The 23,202-nt window shown below is 65.7% G+C and carries 20 protein-coding genes and 1 pseudogene; 2 read left to right on the plus strand and 19 right to left on the minus strand.

What is annotated here, in order from left to right:
* Window positions 1-30 precede the first annotated feature (30 nt).
* Together DOM41_RS07765 and DOM41_RS07770 are read right to left on the minus strand one after the other, a co-directional pair.
* Window positions 31-753 (minus strand): anti-sigma factor, encoded by a 723-nt coding sequence (locus DOM41_RS07765; RefSeq protein WP_110686255.1) that lies wholly within the window; start codon window positions 751-753, stop codon window positions 31-33.
* Window positions 732-1,286: a sigma-70 family RNA polymerase sigma factor gene (locus DOM41_RS07770; RefSeq protein ID WP_110686256.1), complete on the minus strand. Its 555-nt coding sequence runs from the start codon at window positions 1,284-1,286 to the stop codon at window positions 732-734. The genes DOM41_RS07765 and DOM41_RS07770 overlap by 22 nt, the downstream gene beginning before the upstream one ends.
* 394 nt (window positions 1,287-1,680) lie before the next feature.
* Here DOM41_RS07770 and DOM41_RS07775 point away from each other — a divergent pair, with 394 nt between their 5' ends.
* Entirely contained in the window at window positions 1,681-2,778 is a 1,098-nt protein-coding gene (locus tag DOM41_RS07775; RefSeq protein WP_110686257.1) for a 3-deoxy-7-phosphoheptulonate synthase, read from the plus strand.
* A 114-nt stretch (window positions 2,779-2,892) separates the two neighbouring features.
* Here DOM41_RS07775 and DOM41_RS07780 read toward each other — a convergent pair whose 3' ends face one another.
* The 16 genes and pseudogenes from DOM41_RS07780 to DOM41_RS17475 all read right to left on the minus strand — a co-directional run bounded on the left by DOM41_RS07780 (window position 2,893) and on the right by DOM41_RS17475 (window position 18,794).
* A complete protein-coding gene (locus DOM41_RS07780) occupies window positions 2,893-5,004 on the minus strand; it encodes a phosphatase PAP2 family protein (RefSeq protein ID WP_188112372.1) in 2,112 nt (703 codons plus the stop codon).
* Window positions 5,005-5,353: 349 nt separating this feature from the next.
* A complete protein-coding gene (locus DOM41_RS07785) occupies window positions 5,354-6,079 on the minus strand; it encodes a hypothetical protein (RefSeq protein ID WP_110686259.1) in 726 nt (241 codons plus the stop codon).
* Complete coding sequence (locus DOM41_RS07790; protein WP_110686260.1) at window positions 6,076-6,546, minus strand: hypothetical protein; 471 nt, start codon at window positions 6,544-6,546, stop codon at window positions 6,076-6,078. Before DOM41_RS07790 ends, DOM41_RS07785 begins: the two co-directional genes overlap by 4 nt.
* Window positions 6,543-7,856, minus strand: coding sequence for a hypothetical protein (locus DOM41_RS07795; protein ID WP_110686261.1), 1,314 nt, complete (start codon window positions 7,854-7,856; stop codon window positions 6,543-6,545). The genes DOM41_RS07790 and DOM41_RS07795 overlap by 4 nt, the downstream gene beginning before the upstream one ends.
* The gene (gene gspK, locus DOM41_RS07800) at window positions 7,853-8,893 is read right to left on the minus strand and encodes a type II secretion system minor pseudopilin GspK (RefSeq protein WP_245391773.1); all 1,041 of its coding nucleotides are present in this window, start codon (window positions 8,891-8,893) and stop codon (window positions 7,853-7,855) included. Before gspK ends, DOM41_RS07795 begins: the two co-directional genes overlap by 4 nt.
* Window positions 8,890-9,540 carry a prepilin-type N-terminal cleavage/methylation domain-containing protein gene (locus tag DOM41_RS07805; RefSeq protein ID WP_110686262.1) on the minus strand — a complete coding sequence of 217 codons (651 nt, stop codon included), beginning with the start codon at window positions 9,538-9,540 and terminating at the stop codon, window positions 8,890-8,892. Before DOM41_RS07805 ends, gspK begins: the two co-directional genes overlap by 4 nt.
* A complete protein-coding gene (locus tag DOM41_RS17775) occupies window positions 9,537-9,923 on the minus strand; it encodes a type II secretion system protein (RefSeq protein WP_245391774.1) in 387 nt (128 codons plus the stop codon). The genes DOM41_RS07805 and DOM41_RS17775 overlap by 4 nt, the downstream gene beginning before the upstream one ends.
* Window positions 9,920-10,141 carry an elongator complex 1 family protein gene (locus DOM41_RS17780; protein ID WP_245391775.1) on the minus strand — a complete coding sequence of 74 codons (222 nt, stop codon included), beginning with the start codon at window positions 10,139-10,141 and terminating at the stop codon, window positions 9,920-9,922. The genes DOM41_RS17775 and DOM41_RS17780 overlap by 4 nt, the downstream gene beginning before the upstream one ends.
* A gap of 148 nt (window positions 10,142-10,289) precedes the next feature.
* Window positions 10,290-10,394, minus strand: a pseudogene (locus DOM41_RS17955) (prepilin-type N-terminal cleavage/methylation domain-containing protein); the annotation flags it as partial.
* The gene (gene gspG, locus DOM41_RS07815; RefSeq protein WP_110686264.1) at window positions 10,391-10,864 is read right to left on the minus strand and encodes a type II secretion system major pseudopilin GspG; all 474 of its coding nucleotides are present in this window, start codon (window positions 10,862-10,864) and stop codon (window positions 10,391-10,393) included. The gene gspG and the pseudogene DOM41_RS17955, both read right to left, overlap by 4 nt.
* 95 nt (window positions 10,865-10,959) lie before the next feature.
* Entirely contained in the window at window positions 10,960-12,180 is a 1,221-nt protein-coding gene (gspF, locus tag DOM41_RS07820) for a type II secretion system inner membrane protein GspF (protein WP_110686653.1), read from the minus strand.
* Between the two features lie 29 nt (window positions 12,181-12,209).
* Window positions 12,210-13,775 carry a type II secretion system ATPase GspE gene (gene gspE, locus DOM41_RS07825; protein ID WP_110686265.1) on the minus strand — a complete coding sequence of 522 codons (1,566 nt, stop codon included), beginning with the start codon at window positions 13,773-13,775 and terminating at the stop codon, window positions 12,210-12,212.
* Complete coding sequence (gene gspD / locus DOM41_RS07830; RefSeq protein WP_110686266.1) at window positions 13,772-15,874, minus strand: type II secretion system secretin GspD; 2,103 nt, start codon at window positions 15,872-15,874, stop codon at window positions 13,772-13,774. The genes gspE and gspD overlap by 4 nt, the downstream gene beginning before the upstream one ends.
* Window positions 15,871-16,713, minus strand: a complete 843-nt coding sequence (locus DOM41_RS07835; RefSeq protein ID WP_157956881.1) for a type II secretion system protein N — start codon at window positions 16,711-16,713, stop codon at window positions 15,871-15,873. The genes gspD and DOM41_RS07835 overlap by 4 nt, the downstream gene beginning before the upstream one ends.
* Window positions 16,714-16,724: 11 nt before the next feature.
* Window positions 16,725-18,425 (minus strand): bifunctional UDP-sugar hydrolase/5'-nucleotidase, encoded by a 1,701-nt coding sequence (locus DOM41_RS07840; RefSeq protein WP_223160948.1) that lies wholly within the window; start codon window positions 18,423-18,425, stop codon window positions 16,725-16,727.
* 12 nt (window positions 18,426-18,437) lie between these two features.
* A complete protein-coding gene (locus DOM41_RS17475) occupies window positions 18,438-18,794 on the minus strand; it encodes a hypothetical protein (protein ID WP_157956882.1) in 357 nt (118 codons plus the stop codon).
* Here DOM41_RS17475 and DOM41_RS07845 point away from each other — a divergent pair.
* Window positions 18,771-20,942, plus strand: a complete 2,172-nt coding sequence (locus tag DOM41_RS07845) for a PhoX family protein (RefSeq protein ID WP_110686268.1) — start codon at window positions 18,771-18,773, stop codon at window positions 20,940-20,942. The genes DOM41_RS17475 and DOM41_RS07845 overlap by 24 nt on opposite strands.
* 85 nt (window positions 20,943-21,027) lie before the next feature.
* Here the strand turns inward: DOM41_RS07845 and ppk1 are convergent, their stop codons facing one another.
* Window positions 21,028-23,181 (minus strand): polyphosphate kinase 1, encoded by a 2,154-nt coding sequence (gene ppk1 / locus DOM41_RS07850; protein WP_110686655.1) that lies wholly within the window; start codon window positions 23,179-23,181, stop codon window positions 21,028-21,030.
* Between the last annotated feature and the right edge of the window lie 21 nt (window positions 23,182-23,202).

Here is a 23,202-nt window from a genome sequence, read left to right on the forward strand (position 1 = left end):
CGGCACCCGCCGGTGCGGGCGCCGGCGGCGTCAGAGCAGTACCGTCTTGCCCTGCTTCGGCGTGAGCTTTCCTCGATCCATGATGGCGCCGGTGGGCTTGCCATTCGGTGAGCCGGCGCTCGGCTCCATGGTGATCATCAGGTCCGCGCCGTCGATCTTGGTCATCAACCGTTCGGGGAGCTGCATGACGACTTCCCCTTTCAGCGGTAGCATCCCCAGTGACACCGGTTCGCCGTCATCCATCATCCAGAGTTCGCATCCCTTGCCGTCGGGCATGCCGCCGGGCGCGAGCGCGAGCAGTTGCATCTGACCATCGCTCGAGGCATTGACCACCCACCCCATCTGCTGGTTTGGCGCGGTGGCGGCAAAGACATAGTTGCCGAGGGTCGAGGAGTCATCGCTCGGCGAAAAGACCAGCACCGCCAGCGCGAGTGCCGCGGCGGTGGCAAGCGCCGTGGCACTGCACCAGACGCCCGCGCGCTGCCAGCGCGAGTGCCGTGCCGGGCGCTCACGGACCGGCAGGCGGGCACGAACGCGCGTCCAGACGTTATCCGGCGGGGTGACCGGTTCCAGCTCGTCATTGAGTAGCTGGAGACGCTCTCGCCACGCGTCGACCTGACGCTGCAGGTCATGGCTCACCGCGAGAACGGCTTCGAAGGCGGCGCTGTCGGCGGCGTTCAAGGTGCCGAGAACGTACTCGCCGGCAGCCAGGTCGCGCACCTCGGGGTCGCTCAAGCCAGACGTGTCATGCATGCTTTCAATCTCTCCAGGCCGCGTCGCACCCAACTTTTGACGGTTCCCAGCGGCGTTGCCAGTCGAGCAGCCAGGTCGTGGTGTGTCAGCCCCTCAAAAAACGCCAGTTCCAGCGTCTGGCGCTGCTGGGGGGACAGCTCGCCGAGACACTGTTGAAGCACCTCGGCCTGCTGACCGATATGACTTTCGTGTTCGATGTCGCCCTCGCCGGGCAGCGTGTCGATGATGGCCTCGCTGTCGGCCTCCTGGGGCCGCTGGCGGCGGATCCAGTCGATCGCCATGTTGCGCGTCATGGTCGAAAGCCAGGTCATGGGGCGCGCGCGGGAGACATCGTATTGTCCGGCAGCCTGCCAAATACGCAGATAGACCTGCTGCAGACAGTCCTGTGCGGCGGCTTCCTGGCGAACGATACGCAGTAACTGCGCATAGAGATGCGGGCTCGTTGCACGGTAGAGCGACTCGAAGGCGCGTTCATCGCCTTGAGCAATCGACTCGAGCTGTTCGACCAGCGCCTCGGATGGCGGATAGGCCATGGATGTCCTTGGTTTTTTTGGTTCCCGGGTTCCTCTAGGGTTTACCACAACTGCCGCCGCGTTGTCTTTGTCTCGCGCCGTGGCAACGCGGTCTCGGGGAGGACTTGCCAAACACCGGCAATCGGTTAGGATGGAGCGACTACGACGCGAGTACGCCCCATGACCCAGCACTGCCATTCAGCTTCACTCATCACTGCCGCCACACCGGTCGGCGGTGATGTCGTGACGTTTGGCTATGGCTATTGGTTTAGGTCTGGCGTGCCCGCTGGACGGTCGACATGACCTGAACCGCGAGGCACGCCCCCAAGGGGCTGCCACCGCGTCGAGAGAACCCCCGGACGGCAGCCCTCCGGGGGTTCTCGCGTTTCGGGCCCAACCTGAAATGAGATGAGTAATGAACGCGCTGACCACTGCCGCAAGACCCGCATCCGACCCCGCCTCGTCGTCGGCGACGTCCGAGCCCGCCGTATCGACCCGAACGACCCGAATCCGCGCGCTGCCGAGTGCCAGCGAGCTCAAGGCGCAGCTTCCGCTGGATGTCGCGCTTGCTGACCGGATCGCACATCAGCGCCAAGCTGTCAGCGATGTGCTCGAGGGTCGTGACGACCGTCTGCTGGTGGTGACCGGGCCCTGCTCGATCCACGATCCCGAGGCGGCGCTGGAGTACGCCGGCCGGCTGGTGTCTCTTGCCGAACGGGTGAGCGATCGACTGCTGCTGGTGATGCGCGTCTACGTCGAGAAGCCGCGCACGACGGTAGGCTGGAAAGGACTCGCCTACGACCCGGGGCTGGATGGCAGCGACGATATCGCCACCGGGCTCGAAAACGCGCGCCGGCTGATGCGCGACATCGCCGCGCTCGGCTTGCCGGTCGCCACCGAGCTGCTTCAGCCGATGGCCGCGGCCTACTTCGAGGATCTACTGAGCTGGGTCGCGATCGGTGCGCGAACCACCGAATCCCAGATTCACCGTGAGATGGCCAGCGGGCTGGATGCCAGCGTCGGTTTCAAGAATGGCACCCAGGGCAACGTCGACGTGGCGATCGCCGCCATGCAGTCCGCCGCTCACCCGCACCGTTTCGTCGGCGTCGCCCCCGAGGGCGGCCAGGCGATCATCGAGACCCTTGGCAACCCATCGACGCATCTCGTCCTGCGAGGCGGGGCGAATGGGACCAACTTCGACAGCGCCAGCATCGCGGCGAGCCGGCGCGCGCTGCAGGCGGCCGGGCTAACGCCGCGGATCATGGTGGACTGCAGCCATGCCAACTCGCAGAAGGATCATCGCCGCCAGACCCAGGTGCTCCACGACGTGGTGGACCAGCGTCTGGCGGAAGGCTCGGGTCTGATCGGCGTAATGCTCGAAAGCCATTTGTTCGAGGGTAAGCAACCGCTGAATCCCGCCGCGCTGCGCTACGGTGTCTCGGTGACCGATGCCTGTCTTGGCTGGGAGACCACCGAGCAGCAGCTGCTGCTGGCTGCCGACAAGCTGCGCTGAGCCAACCGGCCAAGCCCTTGCCTTGCATGGATGAAGGGAATCGACGAAAACGCCCACGACGGCGAACCGTCGCGGGCGCTGGTGGTTTACGCGAGCCTTGGGCGAGTCGCGATGTTACTGCACGACGGCGGTGACGCTGCCGTTGTCGTATTGCAGTTCGACTGCCACGCCCTCGGCATCGACCTCGGCGAACTCGCCGTGCAGCGAGCCTGACTTGATCACTGCGATCTCCGTGCCGGTTTCGGGTTTTTCGCCGTCGAAGTCGAGCTGCAGTTGCCCACCTGACAGATAGACCAGACCGTCGACGACGATCTGGTTGCCATCGGCAACGGCCAGTGTGCCGTCGTCCATCGTAAAGTTGCCGGCGATCTGTAGCGCATCGGCGTCGGTAGTATCCACGCGAACCGTGCCGTTCTCGACGTAAAGGTCGCCGCGACCGAATGCTGACGTCGATGCCGCCTCGAGCGTACCTTCCTGCAGCAGCGTGCCGCCGGCGTAGCGGTTGTCACCGGTGAGCACCAGATGCCCCGAGCCTGACTTGGTCAGCATACCGTCGCCGGTGATGTCGTTACGCCACCAATCCTTGGCATTGAAACCTTTCTCGCTTGCGTCCATCGTCACGCTGACGTCGCCATCGAACGCGCCGTAGCCGTCAGCGGCCGTCACGAGATCGAGCCGTCCCCAACCGTTGGTATCGTCCAGAATCGGATAACCGGAGTCGATCTCGGTGGTGTAGAGCACCGCGCGTCGCTGGTCGTCGCTGAGGTAAGGCTGACGGGATTTCAACAAGGCTTGCGCACCGGCAGGGACGACCGGCTCTTGACCCGCCTGGCTCGCATTCTGACTCAGACCGTAGGTCAGACGTTCGCGGTAGAGTCGCTTGTTGGCTTCATGATCATCGTAGTCATCGTTGTCGTAGACTTCGACGTTGACGCGGTCGCCGTCGATCAGACCGGCTTCGTCCTCTACGTCCCGGTGGGCGAAGTCGTAGAGGCTCATCCCCGCGGCGTCGGCAAGATCGCCGAAGTACTGCTGGGCCCGGTCATAGGCGGCTTGCGCTTCGCTGGCGATGTCCGGCTGATTGAGGGCGAAGCTTGCAACGTTGAGCGCGTGGATGCGTCCGCCGATCACGTCGACCGGGGAGTGCATGCCGGCGACGATTCGATCTTCGCCCAGCTGGGAGCCGCGAGTCAGCATCTCCGAATAGCGCTGCGGTAGCGCGTACGCCATCGCCATCGAGGCGAGATAACCCGCGTTGGTGTGCCCGCTCGGATAGCCTCCGTCCTTGCGCCGATTCTCGGTGTCGACACTGTAAAGACCCTGCGCTTCTTTTTCCGGGTTATGGGCGCGACGCGAGCACATCAAACCGGGTACCACTGACACGCTGCTCTGATAACGATCGTAGGTGGCCGACGCATCGGTGCCATTCTGCTGAATACAGCGGTATTGCTTGTCGGTGCCCTGGAATTCGATGGCACCCTCATCGTTCATGCGCCAGGGGCGTGGCGTCGAGAAGATATACTTCGAGGCGCTGGTAGAGGCGGGCGCGCGCTGACGAAACGCATCGACCAGCGTCACCACGTCGCCCAGCTTGGAGCTCATGTCGCCGGCGAAGGAGATGTTGTCGTCGTGAACACTTTGGTAGTGCTGATCGTTCAGCACCTGATCGACGGTAGGCACGGGGATAGAGACGTTAGCGCCCGAGCCTTCGACGTACGCTTCGGTGAGCGGCCCGTAGCCGTCGATGATGCTGTAGTTCTTGCTGCGCTGATCGTCGAGAAAGGCCAGGATCGCCTGCTCGTCGGAGCGGTTTTTCGTGACGTCGATAACGTACTGAATGTTTTCTTTCCAGATGTCGGCGTCGACGATAGGGTCGTTCAGATAGCGATCGGGACCGTTCCCGTTGGCGCCGCTCTGCCAGAGGTCGGAGGTACCCTTCCAGATCTTATTGATGCCGCGCAGGACGTAGGCAATGGCGTTCTGATTGAGATCGTAGCGCAGGTCGCCGTCGGCATTGTTGGCGGCATAGTCCAGTGTCGGAAGCGGAAAGGCGACCGCGGGCTCTTCGACCTCCAACGACGATCCTATTCCGGTGGGCTTGGCAGGTTTACTGACGCTGATCGAGTCACCGTCGTCATCGCTCGAGCTGTCACTGCAGCCAGCGATTGCCAGCGCCATCACTGCGGTAATGGCAAGGAAAAGCGGGCGTTTCTTGAATGATGTCATATCGCACATATTGTCACTATGAGTCGAGAGAGTTAGCGTCGGTCCAGCGTGGAATCATGCGAAAGACCAACGAAAGGGAGATGCAAAAGCAACATAAAGGCGCAATGTGTTGACATGATGACATTTCGATGTCGAGAGAATTTCGAGCGATATAGTGAATAGCGCCATTGCATTTCATGGATATATGGCAGTTTTTACCTCGAGTAGAACCGGGCATTCTTTAAAATGATGCTCGCTCGATGTGACGACACCACCGCTATACCGACAGAAATATCGTCGGCGGTAGACATGACAGTCTTCGATTTTCGACGTTTTATGAAGTTAAATTCGATCAGGAATTTCCCGGAATTTAGCGAGCGAATGTCCGATGGAGGTCGGGGAAATTTGCCTGTCTATCGACCAACCGCCACCAGTCGGCGAGCGGGTGATTCGCATCGAGGTGACCGTGCAGCTCTCCCCGAACGTCGCTCGGCCTCAATTCGAACGTGGCCGTCATGTCCAGCTTCGGATTGTCCTCGATCTTAAAATCAAGCCGGGGCACTGCCCCCCCATCGCAGTCGAGGGTCAAGCGTCCTCGTCCGAGCGCCAACGGGGCAGGGGTGACCAGCCGGATGTCCCTGGAGACGAGGGAGCCCTGCGCCGCTTTGCAGCTCGCCCCCTCGAAGTCGGCCACTAACTCACCCTGCCAGTTCCCCGCCAGCGAGGCGGGCCACTGCTGAAGCGCGAAGGCTTCGAGACTGCCGCCGGTTAAACGCCAGTGACTGTCGATACCTCGCCACTTTCCGGTCAGCTGCCATGATTGCCGGTCGCCGAGCGTCATCCGTATCGATGCCGGCGACGTCCACTCCCAGCGCAACGGACCGAGCCCGATGGGCCAGCCTTGAGAGGGGACGATACGGAGCTCGGTGATACTGCCCGAGAGCAGCGTGCCGTGGGCGGGCGCGATCGATACCTCCGAAGGGAGGCGATTCGATAACGCGGCCAACAGGGGGCCGACGGGCCAATTCAGCAGCAGCGTCACCAGAAAGAGGGTGACGATGACAACGATACTCAGCGCTCGGCGAACCCGGGTCACGGCGTCCCCTCCCCGTCGCCTTCGAGCGATGCGCTGAAACGTGTCTCGAACACGACGCTGTCATCGGCTTCTCGGGCCAATCGCCATTCGGTTGCCCACCAGCCGCGATCGGCGGCCCAGGTCGTCAGCGCACGCCAGTCGTCGCGGGTGGCGACCTGGCCCTGCAGTCGCCAGCCTCGCCCGCTGCGGCGGATCTCGTCCAGCGCGATGCCGCTCGCGTCGCCCGCCTGTCGCCAGCGCGCCTCGCTCATGGGTGAGATGGCGGGTAGCTGCGATACCAGGCGCGCGGTTGCCGGTGGCGTCTCGCCAGGCGGGGAGACGGTCGACCGATTCTGATCGTCGGCGAAAGACTGGATGAACCAGTATGCCAGGAGCAGCACGACGATTGGCAGCAGAACGGCAAGTCGACGACGCTCGGCGGCCGAGCGGTCGTTCCATGCGCTTCTCAGAGCGTCCAGTGCCGTCATGACGTTTCCTCGGCGTTTGCACGCTCGGCGGCCGCGGTTGCGGCTTCCGCCTCGAGCGGGAGATGAACGATGAGTCGCTTCGACGTCGACCAATCGAAGCGTGCCTGCGGGATCGACGGCGGGGGGATCGGCTCACGACCGAGTCGCTCCCACTCGCTGGTCAGCTCGCCGTCTTTGACGGAAAGTGCGATGAGCCGCCAGTCGTCCGGCTCGAAGCGCTCGGCAAGCTCCGTCTGCCAGGTGTCGATGCGTTGATTGCGCTCTCTCAGACGGTCGAGGGCTTCACGACGCTGGAGGAGACGTGCGCCGGCGTCGCGGGGGATCGCGCCGTCGAGAAAGCGGGACGCGAGAAGAGTCCTGGACTGCTCGGTGTGGGCACGCCGGTCGAGCTGCCACTGAGTCAGCGTGATCCCGCCCAGGATCAGGCCCAGCAGGACGGCGGCAACGCCCAGCCGACGTGTCGAGCGGCCCGGCGAGACACCACGCAAGCCGCGCGGTCGCGATCGCTCGGCGTCGGGGAGTCTGGGGAGCGTCGCCGGGAGCCGTTCGAGCCAAAGGCGGGGTTGCCGATGGACATCCTCGACGTCATCGGCATCGAGCGCGGCAGGCTCGACGAGCCGGCCTTCCGGCGCCAAGCGCCATTGGCGCGTCAGCCAGGCCGGCGGCAGTTGGGAAAGCGGCCAGCCGCGGGGCCACGCAAGCCACTGGCGTTGGCGCGATGGCCGGCCGGCCAGCGGCTCGCCCAGCGCCTTGAGCAGCCAGTGATCCGAGGTGGCCATCACGCTGAGCCGATCGGTGTCGTCGGCCTCCGGCTGCATCATGAACGCCGTGGTCCAGCTATCGATCGCCAGATCCAGCTGGTCTGCCCAGTCACGCCAGGCGAGAAGCCGAGCGGTATCGATCGCCAGGATCTCGAGTTCGCCGCGTTGATTGGAGAGCGGGTGCAGCGTAAGCGCAGCGACGTCACCACACAGCGACTCTTCCAGCAGCGTCGGCCACTCTCGGCGTCGCAGCCCCGGCGGCGTCGCCAGATGGAAGTGGCTCGTCGCTGCAGGATCCAGCAGCAGTACGCCTTGCCGGCGCTGCAGACACTGACGCAGCGTTGCGAGTTCATCGGTCATGTCCGGCGTCAGATGCCGCCAGCGGGGTTCTGGCTCGCCGCCGTCGGCCCACCATAGCGCTCGCCATTCGACACGGCTATCGGGCGTGCCACGGTCGGCCGCCGACGGACACGCCACCTGAAGTAGCAGGCGAGGGCGGCTGGCGCGGGTCGGCAGCCTGCGCCGCGCGCGCTTCGAAAAACGGCTCATGAAGCGTTCTCTTGGAAAACGTTGGCGGGTTCGGTGCCGGCGTCGGGCGCGCTGGAAACGTAGCCATCGCGGCGTTGCAGAACCCGAACCCGGGCGGCAGCGGAGAGCGGCGACCAGCTACTGATGCCCTCGGCTTTCAGCAGCCGCCAGTAGTGGAAGCGCTCGCCCCCCAGGGTCAGGGCAAGGTCCAGCGAGACGTAGTCGGGGGTCAACGTCAGCCGGTCGCCGTCGGTATCGAACCAGTCGGCGTTATCGCCGAGCTGCGCCCTCACCGCCTCCGCGCTGTGATAGCCGGTGGCCGGGCGGGCGTTGATCAGGCGAATCAACGTACCGCGCCCGGCCCGACCCTCGAAGAGCGCCTCGAGCAGGGGGAGCTCGGTGAGAGACAACGTGTTGAGATTGAGCCGCCAGGGCCCGGTCTCGGGCAGCGCGCAGAGCTCGGGCAATCGCTGGAAGCGCTGTGGGTTCAGCGGTTCTATCCAGTTGATCTCGCTCGTGTCCTGCATGAGCGTATCGCCGCTGACACGCGGCGGATCGCCTCGAGCGTAGTCGGCGCCGTCGAAGCCGTTCGGACGAGCCTGGGTATCGTCGTCGACCCAGTCCGCCAGGCGCGCCGCGAGCGTCGACGGCGTCAGCCCGTCCAGCCGGCTTGCCGGCAGCCGGGAAAGAAAATCGCGCAGCTGCCGCTCGGCGAGTCTCGAGTCGTCGCCCGCCAGGGCGTTGACGTTGAAGCAGGTGCGCAGATCGCGAACGCGCAGGCGCAGGTCGCCCTCGTCGGTGGGGTAGTCCAGCGGCCGTCCCGCCAGCGTCTGCCACCACAGGCTCGCCTGACGCACGTTGCCGTCGGTCAGCGCACGGATGGCGATGGTTTCGGCGCCGGCGGCGTAGAAGTCGGCCTGGGTCTCGTTCTGCAGCAGCCGCATGCGCGTGACCTGATCGCCTCCCTCTTCGGCGAGCTGGGTGAGCAGCAGCGCGCAGAGTGCCAGGCACATCAGCACCATCAGCAGCGCCGCGCCGTCCTGTCGGTGGTGGCTCACGACGTCGCCTCCGGCAGCCGGACAGTGAGCGTCACCGGGTTTCCGTCTCGCCACCAGGTGAGGCGCGCGCCGAGTGTCAGGGGCGTCGCGGGTACTGGATTCCAGCGGCTGCCGTCGAAGAAGGCCCAGTCGATCCGGGAGACGTCGTCGAGCACGGCGACGACTTGCCAGTCCGGCGTCGTCGCCGCGTCGAGCAGACCGGCACTTGTCAGCATCAGCCGTCGCTGGTCGGGCAGCCAGGTCAGCCGCTGACGGCGCAGGCGCGTGTAGTGGTCGCCCAGCGGTACCGGCGTATCGGCGAGGGCGACCCACTCCAGCGACCGAGAGTCGGTGGCGTAGTCGAGCCGCGCGTTGAGCTGCGGCTGGCCGCTTTCGTGAACCGGCCGCATGACCACGGCTTTCAAGCGGCGATCGACCCGTCGCAGCCAACGGAGATCGTCACTGAGTGCCAGCGGCTCGTCGAAACGCTCCCTCGCGTTGGTGAGGCCGTTGACCAGCGCGGCGACGCCCAGTCCGACCAGCGCCGTCAGGGCGATGGCGATGAGTACCTCCAGCAGCGTGAATCCCCGCTCGGCGCCGTGCGCGACCGCATTGGGTGAATGGGGCGGAGGTGAATGGGGAACGGGTGAGTAGGGCTTGGAGATCATCGCGGCGAAAAGAACAGCGTGAAGGTGATTTCGGCTCGCTCTCGAGCGTCGTCGTGAAACAGCGTGAGGTCGCCGCGGCGCATGGCGCGAATGGCGGTCGACTGAACGTCGAGTTGCCAGTAGCACCGCGTACCTGCCTGGGTCGTTTCGCCTTCGCTCGAGCCGACCGGTGGCCAGTAGTGGGTGAGACGGAACTCCGCCGCCAGGGAGCGAGCGCAGAGCACCATGGGGAGCCGGTCCCGTTCGGCGACGGCGATACGCGTGCGCTGATTGATCCCTTGGGAGACCCCGACGGCGATGATCGCCAGCAGAAAGAGCGCCACCATGACCTCGAGCAGTGTAAAGCCGCGTTCGGTGGCATGACTTGCTCGACCGAGATTCATGGTGCCGCCAGCTCGTGGACGCCCAGCGCGTCGACGGCGAGGGTGCGTGTCTCGCCCCGGCTCGACAGCGTCAGCGTGCCGCCGAGAACTTCTCCCTGCGGCCACCAGGCCAGCCACGGCTCGGCGCCATCCGCCTCGTCGGGGGCGGCTGTCATCTCGAGTGCGACGGGGCGCGACCACTGGCGCGCCGCCAGCGCGCGCCGGCTCCCAAGCGACAAATCGATAACCCCCTTCGACGGGGCGCCAGCCGATGACCCGCTGCTGGCCCAACGCCACCGCGGCGGCCAGCTGCCAGTCGCGCGCCAGCCGATCCGTCAGCGTCTGCAGACGATCGCGCTCACCGCCGCCGAGCCAGGCGATGCCGAGCCCTGCCGCCAGTGCGATAATCACGATGACCACCAGCAGCTCGATCAGCGTCATACCGCGCTGGCGGCGACCGAGTGCTGCGCGGATGTCCGACCTCGACGTCATAGCATCCAGTTGCCGATATCGGCGTCGTTACCGTCGCCACCGGGGGCGGCATCGGCGCCCAGCGAGAGGATATCGACGCTGCCGTGCTCCCCCGGGCTGCGGTACTGGTAGGCGTTGCCCCAGGGGTCTTCCGGCAGGCGTCGGATGTAACCGTCGTCCCGATAGTTCTTGGGTTCGGGGGCTTGCGTCGGCTTTTCGGTCAGGGCTGCCAGACCCTGCTGCGTCGTCGGGTAGCGGTAGTTGTCCATCCGATACATGTCGAGGGCCTGCTCTAGGGTCGAGATGTCGGCGCGCGCCTTCTGCTGCATCGCCTCGTCCTGATTGCTCAGCACGTTCGGGGCGACGATCGCCACCAGCAGGCCGATGATGAAGATGACGACCATGATCTCCAGCAGGGTGAAACCCGACTGGCGGTGGGTATCGGTCGTCTTGCCACGTTGAGCGTGTGGGGCTGGCCGGCGGTCGTGCATGGTGATCTCCTGAGGGTCGGGAAGTGAGTGAAACACCGCGTCTTTCGCCAAGGGTGAACCCGGCGCGTCTCACAAAGATGACGTGAGTCCGGGCATCAGATGGCCATCGCGCCGTTGAGTCGCATGATCGGCAGCAGAATGGAGAGCACGATGGCGAGCACCACGCCGCCCATGGCGAGAATGATCAGCGGTTCGAACAGGGCGAGCGCCATGTCCACCCGGCGATTGAAGGTCGTCTCCTGGTTGTCGGCGATGCGCTCGAGCATGTTCTCCAGTCTCCCGCTGGCTTCGCCGCTGGCCACCATGTGCAGCATCGTCGGTGAGAAACGGCCGACTTCCCCCATCGCCTTGTGCAGGCTGACGCCCGTGGTGACACGCTCGGCGATGTGATCGACGCTTTCCCGCAGTAGGCAATTGCCGAGCGTGTCCCGGCTGACCCGCAGCGCGTCCAGCAGGGGAATGCCGCTCTGCGTCAGGATGGCGAGGGTCCGCGTGAGGCGGGCGGTATCGAGCAGCGACACCAGCTCGCCGATCCGCGGCAGCCGCAGCAGGCCGGCGTCCCAGCGTCGCCGGAAGGCCGCTCGGCGCAGCGCACGGTTGATCGCGACGATCACCAGCGGCACGACGATCGCGAGCCATAACCCACTGCTCTGGAGCCCTTCGGAGAGGGCGATCATGAACCGGGTGATCCAGGGCAGCGTCATGTCGGCGTTGGCGAACTGATCCGCCAGGCGCGGCACGACATAGGTCATCAGGCCGATCACGACCCCGACCGAAACGACGATCAGCACGGTGGGGTAGACCAGTGCGGTGCGCGCTTTCTGACGCTGAGCCTGAACGCGTTCCAGATAGTCGGCGAGGCGCTCGAGGACCACGGCGAGACGCCCGGCGCGTTCGCCGGCGGCGACCAGCGCACAGTAGAGCGTGGAGAACGTCGTCGGATGCGCGCGTAGACTGTCGGCGAGGCTGTGTCCTTCGCGTACGCGATCGAGCACCGCAAGCAGTAGCGCGCGCGCGCGCGGCTTTTCCGTCTGGTCGGTCAGCGCCTGAAGCGCATCACCGATCGGGATGCCTGCCTCGATCAGCGTCGCCAGCTGCCGCGTCATCAGCGTCAGCTGGGTGGCGTCCATCTGCGCCCCCCGCGTACCGGCGTGGGCGGACCGTGCCTGGCGGCCGGCCTCCACTCGCTGCAGCTTGCGAGGGAACAGGCCCTGATCGCGCAAGCGTTGGCGCGCCTGGCGCTCGCTGTCGGCCTGGACGACATCGCGACGCCGTGCGCCGTTTACCGTCAGTGCGACGTAGCGGTAGGTCGGCACGTCAGCGCGCCTCGCCGCCGCGGTCGGACTCAATCGTTACCGAGCTGAATCGCACGGATCACCTCCTCGAGGCTGGTATCGCCGGCTTCCAGGCGCCGATGGGCGGCTTCGGCAAGAGACTGCTGGTGCGTGAAGGCGTAACGCGCGAGCTGATTTTCGGCCGCACCGTCGTGAATCATTTCGCGCAGGGTGTCGTCGATGGCGATGAATTCGTAGAGACCCAGGCGTCCGCGATAGCCGGTCTGGTCGCACGAATCGCAGCCGACCGGCGCGGCAAGACGCGCCAGCGCCGGCAGTTCCGCGAAGGGCTTGGCCTCGACGCCGTTGGGGTCGTGCCACTGTCGGCAGTGGGGGCAGAGCCGGCGCACCAGTCGCTGTGCCATGACCCCCTTGAGACTGGTCGACAGCAGGTAGGATTCGATGCCCATGTCGCGCAGCCGGGCGATGGCGCCAAGCGCGCTGTTGGTGTGCAGCGTCGAGAGCACGAGGTGGCCGGTCAGGCTCGACTGCACGGCGATGGCCGCGGTCTCCAGATCGCGAATCTCGCCGATCATGATCACGTCCGGGTCCTGGCGCAGAATGGCGCGAAGCCCCCGAGCGAAGGTCAACCCGGCGTGGTGGTTGACCGGCGTCTGACCGATGCCGGGAATGGCGTACTCCACCGGATCCTCGACGGTGAGAATGTTGTGCTCACGGTCGTTGAGGCGGTTGAGACTGGCGTAGAGCGTGGTCGTCTTGCCGGAGCCGGTGGGGCCGGTATTGAGCAGGATCCCGTTGGGCTGGCGGAGCACCTGCCGGTAGCGCTCGAGCACCGCCGGCGGCATGCCGAGACTGTCGAGTTCGAGCAGTTCGGCGCGCTTGTCGAGCAGGCGCATGACCACGCGCTCGCCGTGAATGCCGGGCAGCGTGGAGACACGAATGTCGACCTGCCGGCCCGCGGTGCGAACGGCGATGCGTCCGTCCTGGGGCTGGCGCTTCTCGGCGATGTCGAGCTTGGCCATGATCTTGATACGCGAAATCAGCATCGGCGCCAGCGCTCGGGGCGGCGTCAGCGCCAGTCGAAGCGCGCCGTCCACCCGAAGCCGTACGTTGAGCGTCTTCTCGAACGGTTCGACGTGGATGTCGGAAGCGCCGAGTCTCAATGCCTCGGAGAAGACCCCGTTGATCAGCCGGATCACCGGCGCGTCGTTCTCGGCGTCGAGCAGATCCTCGGCGCGCGGCAGCTCCTGCATCAGGCTGTCGAGATCGACGTGCTCGGCGATCCCCTCGAGAAGCGCGGCCGTACTGGCGCGGTCGCTGTCGTAGAGGGCCGCCAGACGCGCCTCGAAGCGTTCGTCGTCGAGCCACTCGCAGCCGAGGGCCGTGCCGTGCACTCGCTGCAGCTCCTGAAGCGTGTCGATCTGCGCCGCCGCGCCACCCTCGCGGCAGTAGAGCCGGTACCCCTTGGATTCCGCGACGGCGGCAATGCCGGCACGCTGCGCGCTGCGATAGCTCAGAAGCGGTCCCGCCTCATGCGCCGGCGAGGCGGCACCGCCGGCGTCTGTCCCCTCGACAAGGGTATCGCTGGCCGGCTGGCGGGTTGCGCTCGGCTTCATGGCGCAAGGCTCCCCAGCCGATCGCGGGCGGAGGGGTAGAGCTGCTGCCAGGATGCGCTCGCCGTCGAGGCGCCTTGGGGGGCGTTCGAAAGGTTACCCGCGCCGGTGTTGCCCTCGACCATTGTCTCAAGCGGCGGCAGCTGCTGATCGGCGTCGAGCTTCTGAAGTACCTGCTGGGCGCGCATGTACTGATACTTTTCCGCGGTGGCGGCATCCAGCGGCTGGCCGTCGCGGAGTACCCGTGCGCGGATGAAGACCATCAGATTCTGACGCTCGTTCTCGTTGCTGGTGTAGCGAAACAGATTGCCGACCAGGGGAATGTCGCCGAGCAGCGGTACGCTTTGCTGCGTGCTGCTGGTGTTGTTGCTGATCAGCCCACCGAGTACGACCATGCCGCCATCCTGGGTCACGACGGTGGTCTCGATCTCGCGCTTGTTGGTGACCACGTCGCTGGCATCGACGTTATTGGCGATCGACGATACTTCCTGACCGATCTCCATGCGGATGGTGTTGTCGGCACTGATGCTGGGGCGAATGTTGAGCTTGATGCCCACGTCTTCGCGCTGGATTGTCTGGTAGGGGTTGGCGTTGTCCAGCGTGGTGGAGCCGGTGACGAAGGGAACTTCCTGACCCACCAGGATGTAGGCCTCGGCGTTGTCGAGCGTCATCAATGATGGTGTCGAGAGCAGATTGGTACTGGTATCGCTGCGCAGGGCATTGAGCAGGGCGGCAAAACTGATACCGCTGTCGCTGAGCCGCCCGACCCCGGCGGTGATGCCGTCGAGACCGCCGAGCAGGCTGCCGAGTGCGGAGGTGTCGTCGCTGATCGCTGCCGCCGCGATGTCATTGATGCCGGGATTGCCTGACACCGGGAAGTTGACGCTGCCGATCGGCACGGAACCGCTGCCACTGGTGTCGGCGAAGAGCCACTGCAAGCCCAGCTCGCGGGCGCGACTCTCGCTGATCTCGGCGATGATCGCCTCGACGGCGACCTGGGCGCGCCGCACGTCGAGCCGTTTGACGATCGCCTCGACGGCGTCGAGGCGACTCGATGGCCCCGTCAGTACCAGCGCGTTGGTTTCGGGATAGACGGCGAAGCTGACCTCACCGCCGACCCCGCCACCGGCAGTACCGCTCGGCGAACGCAGGCGCGACTGCTCGACCGGATCGTCGCCGGCGAGCGCGGGACGCGCTTCATCGGCCCCAATTGCGGCGTGGGAGACGCCGGTATCGAAGTCGCCGCCGTCGCGCAGACTGCGCAGGACGTTGACCACCGCCTCGGCACTGCCGTGATTGAGGTAAACGACGCGGGTATTGGTCTGGGTGCTGGTCGGGGTATCCAGCGAGGTGACGAGTCGGCGCAGCCGCGCCCGCTCGCGTGCCGGTCCGTAGGCGACCAGGCCCTGGCCGCTGGGGCTGGCGACGATGCGCGTTGCGCTGCCGTTCTCCTGCATCACCCCGTCGAGCGTTTCCGCTAGCTCGTCGGCGGCGGCGTAGTTCACCGGAATGACCTCGGCTTCGGTGTCCCGGCGGCTGTCGAGCCGGGCCGCCAGCTGGGTCAATCGATCCAGGTTGTCCTGCCAATCGGTGACGACCAACAGGTTGCTGTTGGGATAGGCGCTGACAGCGCCCACGCGGGCGTCGACCAGCGGCTCGATGATCGTCGAGAGCGTTGCCGCGTCGAGAGACTGAGTCTCGATCACGCGTGTTGCGATGGACTGGCCGTCACCGCCGCCAACTGGCAACGGCTGGGTCCGGGCGACCTGGTCGGGGACGACGCGCACTCTGCCGTCGGCGAGCGCCACCGTGGCGAAGCCGTTGACCTGAAGCTCGTTCTGGAACACGCGATAGAGCTCGTCGGCGGTGAGTGCGCGCTGGCTGGTCAGGCTGATCTCACCGCGAACCCGCGGGTCGACGACGAAGTCGCGCCCGGTGATACGGCCTATGCTCTGGATGAAGTCGGGCAGACTGACGTTATCGAAGTCCACCGTGTAGCGTGCGTCTGATGCCTCTGCCGCCGTCTGCGCCTGGACGGAGGCGGTGAACGTGGCGACTAGCACCGCTAGAAGAATGCGGCCGAGCAGCGGGCGCAGTGTCATGAGGAAGGCTCCAGAACCAGAGTGAGGGGCGCGCCGTTGCGAACCAGCTGTAGCGAGACGGGGAGGTCGCCGACGGCCCTGGCGACGTCGGCCGGCGAGAATTCGGCGATCGGGCGCTCGCCGATGGCGGTGATCAGGTCGCCGCGCTCGAGGGGGAGAGCGTCGAAGAGCGTCGCGTCATCGCCCGCTGCCAGGCGATAGCCCTGCAGGCGCCCGTTCTCTACCACGGGCACCACGGCAAGGTGCGGCGAGAGGCGCTGCGGCTCGGCCAGCAGCCGTGTTCGGTAGTCCTCGCCGAAAACCTGATGCAGCGCGACCTCCGGCCATCTCGCCTCGATCCGGCGCGAGGGTGACGCGACCCGCTGATCGACGATGAAGATGCTCTCGGGAGCGGCTTCAGACTGCGGCCACGGGAGGCGTTCCCGCGTTCCTCGGTTGTCGAGGATCAGCCCCGTCTCGGTGATGCGCTCGAGCACCACGTCCGAAAAGATCTCCTCACCGGCCATACGCACGCGTTGCCCCTCGGGGGTGTCCAGAATGACCAGCGAACGCGATACCGGTGTCGCGCGCACAATGCCTAGAAAGCTCAGCGGTAGCTGCGTCAGGGCCAGATCGGTCGTGGTCGTTTCCGTCGGCGAGCTCGACCAGGCGCGATCCGCCGTGGCCGGCAGACTGTGCGGCGGTGGCGAGACGACCTGATGGCCGGCGGTAACCGGCGGGTGCGCCAACTGCCAGATCAGCTGCGCTGAGCCTGCAATGACGCGCGCTGCGAGCCAGGCGACGAGGCACCAGAGCAGCCAGCGCCCCAGCGTTGTCGGCCAGGAAGATGAAAGGGGCATGAACCGCAGCATCAGCTTTCCAGGCGCAGTTCGGGGTGCCAGCCGGGATGCCCTTCGACGAACTGCATGCGCGGACGATTCGGCGATGCCAGGTGGCGGTTGTCGCGCTGCTGTAGATGGCGCTCCATGAGCTGCCAGAGCGGTTCGCCATTCGAGGGGTGGGGGTGGGCCCGGGCGCTCCATGTGACGAAGTCGGTGCGGGGGGCGTCGGCCAGCTGGATGCGTTGACCGGTCTCGGCGCCGTAGCGACACGTCCAGTCGACGCCGGTCAGGCGCGGCAGGTCCTCGCTGTTGTCGAGCAGAATCGGCGTGCCGAAGCACTGATCGGCGGCGCGTTCGAGTAGCCCGGTCAATGCGGCGTGATCGAGCGAGACCGGGAAGACGAGGGCCGCGTGGCCGCCGCTGAGAGCCAGGAGGTGGTCTCGGGTAAGCGTCGCCTCGGGGGGCAGGACCACGTCGTGGCGCAGGCCCGGCGAGAGAGTGGGAGTGCCCGGGTCACCGCCGGAGAGCGCCTCGGCAATGAGGGCGTCCCAGCTGCCGCCGGTGGTATCACGACGCCAGAGCCACTCTGGCGCTCGTCCCACCGGGCGATCGAGCCAGTCGGCATAGGGCGCGCGCCATCGGCCCACCTCGGTTGCCATCGTCTGCCGCTGGGTCTGTGCCGCAGAGGATAGCTGTCCGGCGTCGGCCGGCAGAAAAGTGGCCTCGAACTGCCATCGCCCCGCCTGCGAGCGCGCCTGAATACGATAGGCGCCCATCCCGCGGGAACCGGGAAAGCAGACCGGCAGACGCTCGCCGTGCGCCTGATCGACTTCCACCAGGGTGGGCCAGAAATCCTGGCCGCGGGCGCAGAGTAGCAGATCCGCCTGATCGAGACGCTGCGCCAACCACAGTCCCGGACCGGTCCCGGTATCCGCCAGGACGATGACCAGATCGGCACTCGCGCGCGCTTTGGCGACGTCGGACTCGATGGCGAGATACCACGCATCCAGCGGCCGCGTCTCGTCCGCCGCGTAGGGGTCGGTTGCGCCGACCACCCCGATACGCGCCCCGCCGCGTTCGAAGTAGCTGACGGGCACGACGCCAGCCGCGGTGGCGCTCTCGTTGGATCGACCCAGGACGGGGCGTGCATAGCGCCGATAGAGCGCCTCGACACGCTCCGGCCATAGCACGCGCTCCTCGCTGCTGACGCGAACATCGCTGCCGAAAAGCTGACTGCTGGCGACGCCTCCATCGCCCTGGGAGAGATGCCCCAGGCCGGCACCGTTCCAGCACTGGCCGTTCTCGAGCGTCAGGCAGCGCTTCTCACCCAGGCGCTGGCGCCAATCTGCCAGCAGTGCGGCCAGCGTCGCGTAACCGCCGAGCGGCCGAGTCGTCGCCGCTCGAGGCGTTGTCGAGAAATCCGGCGGCGTGACGCCGGCGATTGCCGACACTCCGGCGCCGGTGGCCCAGGGCGCGCGACCCATGCGGCTCGAGGGCCCGATTCGGGTCGCGGCGACGGGCGGGATCGACGGCGCGAGCGCATCCAGCGTGTCGGCGTAATAGAGCAGTTCGACTGCGGCCCCCTGGGGAGCCGATCGTCCGGGACCCGGTGCGGTCATTCCCGTGCATCCCGCCATGGAGAGCGGCAAGGTGAGCCCGATGCCCTGGAGCAGGCGGCGGCGCAGGAGATCGATCTTCGAATGGCTCGGTGTCGCGGGACGGTGGGTCAAAACGGGGCCTAATCAAGCGAGCGTAAAGGTGTCGTTGCCGGTGAGGAACACCGTGCTCTCGTCGGCATGGCTGGGCATCTTAATGACGACTTCATGACATTTTGATGATGGTGAGAGCGAGCGCTCCCCTTCGGTCACCATCCTGTCACCGATGGCGTCTACCGTTGCCACGTTCGCCGCAGGGCAATGCAGCGCGAAGGGGGAGACGGCACGGGATATGCCGGCTCTGGGCACCTGGGCGTTGATGGCGAATGCCGGGGCCAGCGGGTGAAGACGTTCGGGACTGACCCAACGCGCCCCGCCCGCTGGCCAAAAGACCGCTGACGACAGGATGAGCGAGGAACCATGAGCAAAGAGATCGAAGATCATCGCCTGCTGAACCCGAGCTGCAACGAACCGTTCTCCTCGGTGCTGGAGCGACACGTTTCACGCCGGAGCATCATGCGAGGGGGCGCCGGGCTGGCGGCGATGGGGCTACTGAGTGGATTCGGCCTGGCGGGGTGCAGCGACAGCGATGGCGATGACGACGTCGATCGCGACAACGACACAGCACCGGAAAAAACGCCCTTGGCGCTGGCGTTCGAGTCCATTGCCGGCTCGCGCACCGACGCCATCGTCGTGCCGGAAGGCTATACCGCCCAGGTACTCGTTCCGTGGGGAACGCCGCTCAACGCCAGCGCCCGCGACTGGCGTTCGGACCTGCGCATGACCCCCGAGCAGCAGGCCGCAAGCCTCGGCATGCATCACGACGGCATGCACAATTTCGCGCTGAGTGAATCATCCGCCTCGCGGGATTTCCTGCTGGCGCTCAACAACGAATACATCGATCAAGATGCACTCTGGGCGCCCCAGGGTGGTCCGACCAACGCCGACGAAGGCAACCGTCCGGCCGACGAAGTCCGTACCGAGGTCAACGCTCACGGCGTCACGGTGGTTCGGGTTCAGAAAGGAGACGACGGTAGCTGGCGTCACGTCGCCGACTCGCCCTACAACCGTCGCTTTACCACGGCAACGCCGATGACGCTCGCCGGTCCCGTCGCCGGCACCGACTACGTGATTACCGCCTATTCGAGAGACGGTACACAAACCCGCGGCACCAACAACAACTGCGCCAACGGCTATACGCCCTGGGGCACCTACCTTACCTGTGAAGAGAACTGGCCCTCGGTCTTCATCAAGAACACGGGGCGTGAAGCGGACGACGATCGTCTGGGGATCGAGACCGGTCGCGGTCGCTACGGCTGGGAGACCGCCGCGGGTAGCGCCGACGAGGTCGATGGCGAGTTCGCCCGCTTCGACGCCACGCCGCGCGGTGCCTCGGCCGCCGACGACTACCGTAACGAGCCGCGTACCTACGGCTATATCGTCGAGATCGACCCCTACACGCAGGCGCGAGCCGTCAAACGCACCCATCTGGGGCGCTTCCGCCACGAGGGCTGTTGGCCGGGCAAGCTGATCGAGGGCGAGCCTGTCGTCTTCTACTCGGGGCACGACTCGCGCAATGAGTACATTTACAAGTTCGTCTCCCGCGAGCTGTGGGACCCCGCCGATGCGAGTCGAATCGGCAGCGACTACGACCGCCTGGCGATCGGCGACAAGTACCTCGACGAAGGGACGCTCTATGCGGCACGCTTCGACGCTGATGGTACAGGGGAGTGGCTGCCGCTGACGCCGGAGGCCACCACACAGGATGGCCGTCGTCTGTCACAGGCGCTGCAGCTGGCGGACGACGATCTGGCGGGCGTCATCATCCACACGGCGGATGCGGCCGACCTGATGGGCGCGACGCCGATGGACCGTCCCGAGTGGGGAACCGTCGATCCGGTGAGCGGCGAGGTCTACATGACCCTGACCAATAACAGCGACCGTACTCCGGAAGGTACACAAGCGACCTTCACCAGTGGTGACGACATCGATGCGCTGGGTGTTGGCTATGCCACCGCGCCGACCAATGCGGCTAATCCGCGTGCCAATAATGAGAGCGGTCAGATCATCCGCTGGCGGGAGCCAACGCCCGCCGAGACGACCTTCGAGTGGGAGGTCTTCGTCTTCGGGGCCGCTGCCAGCGCCACGGACAACTTCTCCGGACTCACCGAACTCAATCAGTTCGCGAGTCCGGACGGCCTGTGGTACGACGATCGAGGCGACGGCCGGGGCATTCTCTGGATCGAGACCGACAACAGCGGTAACGACGTGGCCGAGTACACCAATGACCAGGTGCTTGCGGTGGTGCCGGGGGCAGTGTCGCTGGCCGATGGCGATCGCGCCGTGATCGACAGTGCCGATCAGCAGTATCTGAAGCGCTTTGCGGTCGGGCCGAACGGCTGTGAAGTCACCGGCATCTTCGCCACGCCGGACAAGACGTCGCTGTTCATCAACATCCAGCATCCCGGCAACTGGCCTGCCAACGGCGACGAGCTGACTCAGGATGCGACACGACAGACGAGTGGGCAGGTACGCCCGCGGGCCTCGACGGTGGTCATCCAGAAAGAAGACGGCGGCGAGATCGGACTCTGAGCGAACCTCGCATCACGCCGATATGAAACGCAACGGGCGCCGCATCAGCGGCGCCCGTTGTCGTTGAGCTGTTGTCGAGTCTTTGTCAGGCCTGACTGGCGTAGGCGTAGAGCAGCGTCTCCTGAGCGCTGATCGGCTCGGCGTCGCCGCTCTCCTGCAAATGATAGAGCCCATCGGCATCGAGCACCCAGCTCTGGCAGTTGTCGAGCAGATAGGTATCGAGATCCTTGCGCACCTGTTGGGCGATCTTCCTGTCGAGCAGCGGAAAGCAGGTCTCGATGCGATGGAACATGTTGCGCTCCATCGCATCGGCGCTGGAGCACCATACCTCGTGGTCCCCGGCATTGTGGAAGTAGTAGACGCGCGTGTGCTCCAGAAACCGTCCGATGATCGAGCGCACGTGGATGTTGTCCGAAATGCCCGGCACGCCGGGGCGCAGGCAGCACATCCCGCGAATGATCAGGTCGCAGCGCACGCCCGCTTGTGACGCGCGATAGAGCGCACGGATCAGCTTGGGTTCGGTAATGGCGTTGCACTTGATGATCAGGCGCGCCTTCTTGCCTTCCTCGGCGAGTTTCGTCTCGCGGTCGATCATCGCCACTAGCCTTTCGTGCAGCGTGAAGGGCGCGTGGAGCAGCGTGTTGATCTTGCGCGGTTTGCCCATGCCCGACAGCTGCTGAAAGACACGATGAACGTCTTCGCACAGCGTTTCATTGGCGGTCATCAGGCTGTAGTCGGTGTAGAGCTTGGCGGTCTTGGCGTGATAGTTGCCGGTACCGAGGTGGGCGTAGTGGCGCAGCGTACCCCCCTCGCGGCGCACGATATGTATGAGCTTGGCGTGGGTCTTGTAGGCCATCACGCCATAGATCACGATCGCGCCGGCTTCCTGAAGGCGCGACGCCAGTGCGAGGTTGTCCGCTTCATCGAAACGCGCGCGCAGTTCGATGACCACCGTGACCTCCTTGCCGGCACGAGCGGCCTCGACCAGCGCGCCCACCAGCGCGGAATCGGCGCCGGTGCGGTAGAGGGTCTGTTTGATCGCCATCACGTCCGAGTCCCGTGCCGCCTGGCGGACCAGCTCTTCCACCGGCGCAAAGGATTGAAACGGATGGTGCAGCAGGAGATCGCCACTGGCGATGACGCTGAACATATCGACCTCGCCACGGAGTGATTTGGGCAGGCCCGGGAAGAAGCGACGATAGCGCATCTCGGGACGATCGACGTCGCCGAGCACTGCCATCATGCGGGTCAGGTTGACCGGCCCGTTGACGCGGTAAAGATCCTCCTCGCCAAGTTCGAACTGACGTCGCAGAAAGTCGATCAGATGATCGGGGCAGTTGTCGGCCACTTCGAGTCGCACGCCGCTGCCGTAGCGTCGAGCCAGCAATTCGCCGCGCAGCGCCGAGGCGAGATCCGACACCTCTTCCGGGTCGACGGACAGGTCGGCGTTCCGGGTGAGCCGGAACTGATAGCAGCCCTCCACCTCCATGCCCGGGAATACCTCGTGGGCATGGGCGTGGATCATCGAGGAGAGAAACACATAGTCAGTGAATCCCTCATCGCTGAGCCAGTCGGGGAGCCGAATCAGACGCGGCAGGGAGCGTGGCGCGGGCAGTATCGCCATGCCGCCGTCGCGCCCGAAGGCATCGACTCCGTCGAGTTCGACGATGAAGTTGAGGCTCTTGTTCACCAGTCGCGGGAACGGATGTGATGGATCGAGGCCGATCGGGCTGATGACCGGCGCGATCTCCGCGGCGAAGTACTCGGCAACCCAGGCAGCTTGGTCCGGCGTCCACTGGGCACGGCGTCGAAACCGAATCCGGTACTCCTCCAGTGCCGGCACGAGCGTGTCATTGAGAACGCGATACTGGCGTTCGACCTGCTCGTGGGAGATGCGTGAGATCGCGTTGAGCACGCGCGCGGGCCCCAGACCGTCGACACCGCCCTCGTCGTGGCCGAGCGCGAGCTGGCGCTTCAGACCCGCCACGCGGATCTCGAAGAACTCGTCGAGGTTCGACGAGAAGATCAGCAGGAACATCAGCCGGTCGAGCAGCGGGTGAGAGGCATCCAGTGCCTGCTCGAGCACCCGGATGTTGAACTGCAGGTGCGATAGCTCACGATTGAAGTAGAGCGAGGGATCGCTGGGGTCGGCGTGTGGAGAGGGGGGCGCCTTGGCGTGAATCCCCTTGCGGGTGCGGTTAACGCGCAGCGGCTGGGTGCTCTCCTCGAGCGTCTCCATCGTCTCGGCGTCGCTGCGATC

The sequence above is a fragment of the Salinicola aestuarinus genome (assembly GCF_003206645.1).
In the GTDB taxonomy this organism is placed as follows: domain Bacteria; phylum Pseudomonadota; class Gammaproteobacteria; order Pseudomonadales; family Halomonadaceae; genus Salinicola; species Salinicola aestuarinus.